This is a genomic window from Streptomyces lonarensis (assembly GCF_012033735.1).
GTDB classification, from domain to species: Bacteria; Actinomycetota; Actinomycetes; order Streptomycetales; family Streptomycetaceae; genus Streptomyces; species Streptomyces lonarensis.
Window position 1 is genome coordinate 1 of record NZ_JAAVJD010000342.1, and the last position, 4,073, is coordinate 4,073.

Sequence of the window (4,073 nt, forward strand, 5' to 3'; positions counted from 1 at the left end):
GGATCGGCATCGTGGGGCGCCCCGTGCCGCCGAGGTCGGCCCCCGTGCACTGACCGTCGAGGTGCGGGGAGGCCCGCACCGTGCCGCCGGCGGCATGCATCCGCCGCGCGGCCCCCGCCCCGCGCCGCGTCATCCCGTCCCCCGTCGGCGCCGCCCGCGGGCATCCCCCCCGTGGGACCCACGGGACCCGTGCCGGCGGGCCCGCCGCCCACCGGACCCCCGGTACCCCCGCCCGTCCGGTCCAGCTGGCCCCAGGATGACTCGTTCACGCGCTCATTTCCGTTCGTTCTCCCACCCGCGCCCTGCCTCGACCACGGGCGCGGGCAGCACTCCGACCCCAGCCGGCCGCCGAGTGGCGGCCGAAGCTCAGACCTCGAGCAGCTCGGCTTCCTTGTGCTTGAGGAGTTCGTCGACCTGTGCCACGTACTTGGCGGTGGTGTCGTCGAGTTCCTTCTCGCCGCGGCGCCCGTCGTCCTCCCCGACCTCGCCGTTCTTCACCGCGCCGTCAATGGCCTCCTTGGCCTTGCGTCGCACCCCGCGGATCGAGATCTTCGCGTCCTCGCCCTTGGCCTTGGCGACCTTGATGTACTCGCGGCGCCGCTCCTCGGTGAGCTCCGGGAAGTTCACCCGGATGATCCGGCCGTCGTTCGAGGGGTTGACGCCCAGGTCCGAGTCGCGGATCGCCTGCTCGATGTTGCGCAGCGCGCTCGCGTCGAACGGGGTCACCACCGCCATGCGGGCCTCGGGCACCGAGAACGACGCCAGCTGGTTGATCGGCGTCATCGCGCCGTAGTACTCGGCCACGATCTTGTTGAACATCGCGGGGTGCGCCCGACCGGTGCGGATGGCCGCGAAGTCCTCCTTGGCCACCACGACGGCCTTCTCCATCTTCTCCTCGGCCTCGAGGAGAGCTTCTTCGATCACCACGTGCTCCTATTCGGTGTGTGAGGCAAACCGGCGCGTGGACGGGACCTCAGTCCCGCCGGCCCAAGCTGTTCACGAGTGTGCCGATCTTCTCACCCTTGACGGCGCGGGCGATGTTGCCCTCCGTGAGGAGCTCGAAGACCAGGATCGGCAGGTCGTTGTCCCGGCAGAGCGTGACCGCCGTGGAGTCCGCGACCTTCAGGTTGCGGGTGATGACCTCGCCGTAGTCGAGGGCGTCGAACCGCACCGCGTCGGGGTTCTTCGCGGGGTCGGAGTCGTAGACCCCGTCCACACCGTTCTTGCCCATCAGGAGGGCCTCGGCATGGATCTCGAGACCGCGCTGCGCGGCGGTGGTGTCGGTGGAGAAGTAGGGCATCCCCATGCCGGCGCCGAAGATGACGACGCGGCCCTTCTCGAGGTGGCGGATGGCGCGGAGCGGAATGTAGGACTCCGCCACCTGGCCCATGGTGATCGCGGTCTGCACGCGGGAGTCGATGCCCTCCTTCTCCAGGAAGTCCTGGAGGGCGAGGCAGTTCATCACGGTGCCGAGCATGCCCATGTAGTCGGACCGGGCCCGGTCCATCCCCCGGTGCTGGAGCTCGGCTCCCCGGAAGAAGTTGCCGCCGCCGATGACCACGGCGATCTGCGTGCCCTCACGCACCACCGCGGCGATCTCACGGGCCATCTTGTGCACGATGTCGGGGTCGACGCCGAGGCCGCCACCTCCCGCGAACGCCTCTCCGGACAGTTTCAGCAGGTAGCGGGACGGCCGGCCACCCGTCGGAGCGGGGGTCTCCTGGTTCATGGAATTCTCCTCGTGCACATACGAAGGAGGCCATTGCCGACGGTTCCTCTCGGTTCCGTTCCGGCGACGGCCTCCTCGTCACAACAGCGGTGTCACAGCCCCGCGGCGCGCCGCTCGCGGGCTCTACGCCCGACAATAGCGGTGCCGCGGCGCTGACGACGCCGACGGCACGGGGGGACGGGGGTCCGTCGCCGACGGACCCCCGTCGAACGGTGCCTCAGGCGCCCACGCGGAAGCGGGCGAACGCCTGCAGCGAGAGCCCGGCCTCGTCGAGCACCTTCTGGACGGACTTCTTGTTGTCCTTGGCGAAGGGCTGGCCGAGGAGGGTGTTCTCCTTGAAGAAGCCGTTCACCCGACCCTCGACGATCTTCGGGAGGGCGGCCTCGGGCTTGCCCTCCTCACGCGAGGTGGCCTCCGCCACGCGACGCTCGTTCTCCACGACGTCGGCCGGGACGTCCTCACGGGACAGCCACGTCGGGGAGAACGCGGCGATGTGCTGGGCGATGTCCCGGGCGACCTGCGCCTCGGGCTTGTCCAGCTGCACGAGGACACCCACCTGCGGTGGCAGGTCGGGGCTGGTCCGGTGGAGGTAGGTGGCCACGAAGCCACCCGAGTACTGGGCGAAGCGGTCCAGCACGATCTTCTCACCGAGGTTGGCGTTGGCCTCGTCGACGTAGGCCTGCACGGTCTTGCCGGACTCGATCTCCGAGGCGAGCAGGGCCTCGATGTCGGCCGGGGACGTCTTGGCGACGTGCTCGGTGATCGCCTGGGCGACCGCCTGGAACTTCTCGCCCTTGGCGACGAAGTCCGTCTCGCACTTCAGCTCGACCAGCACGCCGGAGGTGTTGTCGTCGGCGATGAGCGCGACAACGGCACCGTTCTCGGCGGTGCGGCTCTCGCGCTTGGCGACGCCCTTCTGGCCCTTGACCCGCAGGATCTCGACGGCCTTCTCGACGTTGCCCTCGGCCTCGTCCAGCGCCTTCTTGCAGTCCATCATGCCGGCGCCCGTGAGCTCACGGAGCTTCTTGACGTCGGCGGCGGTGAAGTTCGCCATGGTGGTGTGAGTCTCTTCCCGAATGGTCGGTGTGTGGGATCGCGGTACGGGTGGTGCGTCAGCCCTGCTCGGCCGGAGCCTCGGCGGGGGCCTCCTCGGCGGCGGTCTCCGCAGCAGCCTCGGCGGGAGCCTCGGCAGCGGTCTCCGCGGGAGCCTCGGTGGCGGCCTGCTCGGCGCCCTCGGCGGGGGCGGCGGCCTTGGCCTCGGCGCCCTCCAGCAGCTCACGCTCCCACTCCGGCAGCGGCTCGCCGGCGGGCTTGTCGCCCTCCTTGGCGGCGTTCGCGGCACCGGAGCGGGCGATCAGGCCCTCGGCCACGGCATCGGCGATCACGCGGGTGAGCAGCGTGACGGAGCGAATCGCGTCGTCGTTGCCCGGGATCTTGTAGTCGACCTCGTCGGGGTCGCAGTTGGTGTCCAGGATCGCGACGACCGGGATGTTGAGCTTCCGCGCCTCACCGACCGCGATGTGCTCCTTCTTGGTGTCCACGATCCAGACGGCGCTGGGCACCTTCTGCATGTCGCGGATACCGCCCAGCGTCTTCTCCAGCTTGGCCTTCTCGCGGGAGAGGACCAGGAGCTCCTTCTTGGTCAGACCGGAGGCGGCGACGTCCTCGAAGTCGATCTGCTCGAGCTCCTTGAGGCGCTGGAGGCGCTTGTGGACGGTCGAGAAGTTGGTCAGCATGCCGCCCAGCCAGCGCTGGTTGACGTAGGGCATGCCCACGCGGGTCGCCTGCTCGGCGATGGTCTGCTGGGCCTGCTTCTTGGTACCGACGAACATCACGGCGCCGCCGTGGGCGACGGTCTCCTTGACGAACTCGTAGGCGCGGTCGATGTACGACAGCGACTGGAGCAGGTCGATGATGTAGATGCCGTTGCGCTCCGTGAAGATGAAGCGCTTCATCTTCGGGTTCCAGCGGCGGGTCTGGTGCCCGAAGTGGACGCCGCTCTCAAGCAGCTCCCGCATCGTGACGACGGCCATGGCCGTTCTCCTTGGGGTGTGACTCGGTTGTCAGCGCCTGCCGGGACGGCCGGCGCTCCTGACGCCCCTGCGCGTCCTACCACGAGCGCCGGGTGGGGTGTCGTGGACCGAGGGACGCGGCCTCCGGGCCAGATGCTTCGATCGGGCCGTCGGCGGGGCGTGCGAGGTCGATCCGGGACCCGGATCGCCAGGGAAAGTGTACGGGACCCCGGAGCCGCCGGGCGACCGCCCCCGCGGCGCCGCACCCGGTCGCACCGCGGACGGCCTGCGCGCCGTGCCCGCCCCACCACACGCCCCACCCGGGGCGGCGG

General features: G+C 70.0%; 4 protein-coding genes. All 4 read right to left on the minus strand.

Features of this window, described 5'->3' with window-relative positions:
* Window positions 1–366: 366 nt before the first annotated feature.
* The 4 genes from frr to rpsB all read right to left on the minus strand — a co-directional run bounded on the left by frr (window position 367) and on the right by rpsB (window position 3,762).
* Window positions 367–924 carry a ribosome recycling factor gene (frr, locus tag HCN56_RS24105; RefSeq protein ID WP_167974546.1) on the minus strand — a complete coding sequence of 186 codons (558 nt, stop codon included), beginning with the start codon at window positions 922–924 and terminating at the stop codon, window positions 367–369.
* Between the two features lie 49 nt (window positions 925–973).
* Window positions 974–1,729: a UMP kinase gene (pyrH, locus tag HCN56_RS24110; protein WP_167974548.1), complete on the minus strand. Its 756-nt coding sequence runs from the start codon at window positions 1,727–1,729 to the stop codon at window positions 974–976.
* Window positions 1,730–1,946: 217 nt separating this feature from the next.
* Window positions 1,947–2,783 carry a translation elongation factor Ts gene (gene tsf, locus HCN56_RS24115; RefSeq protein WP_167974550.1) on the minus strand — a complete coding sequence of 279 codons (837 nt, stop codon included), beginning with the start codon at window positions 2,781–2,783 and terminating at the stop codon, window positions 1,947–1,949.
* Between the two features lie 58 nt (window positions 2,784–2,841).
* Complete coding sequence (rpsB, locus tag HCN56_RS24120; RefSeq protein WP_167974552.1) at window positions 2,842–3,762, minus strand: 30S ribosomal protein S2; 921 nt, start codon at window positions 3,760–3,762, stop codon at window positions 2,842–2,844.
* Between the last annotated feature and the right edge of the window lie 311 nt (window positions 3,763–4,073).

Excerpts from the sequence above, each read along its gene's own strand:
- pyrH (WP_167974548.1), bottom strand. The coding sequence starts at position 1,729 with ATGAACCAGGAGACCCCCGCTCCGACGGGTGGCCGGCCGTCCCGCTAC.
- tsf (WP_167974550.1), bottom strand. The coding sequence starts at position 2,783 with ATGGCGAACTTCACCGCCGCCGACGTCAAGAAGCTCCGTGAGCTCACG.
- rpsB (WP_167974552.1), bottom strand. The coding sequence starts at position 3,762 with ATGGCCGTCGTCACGATGCGGGAGCTGCTTGAGAGCGGCGTCCACTTC.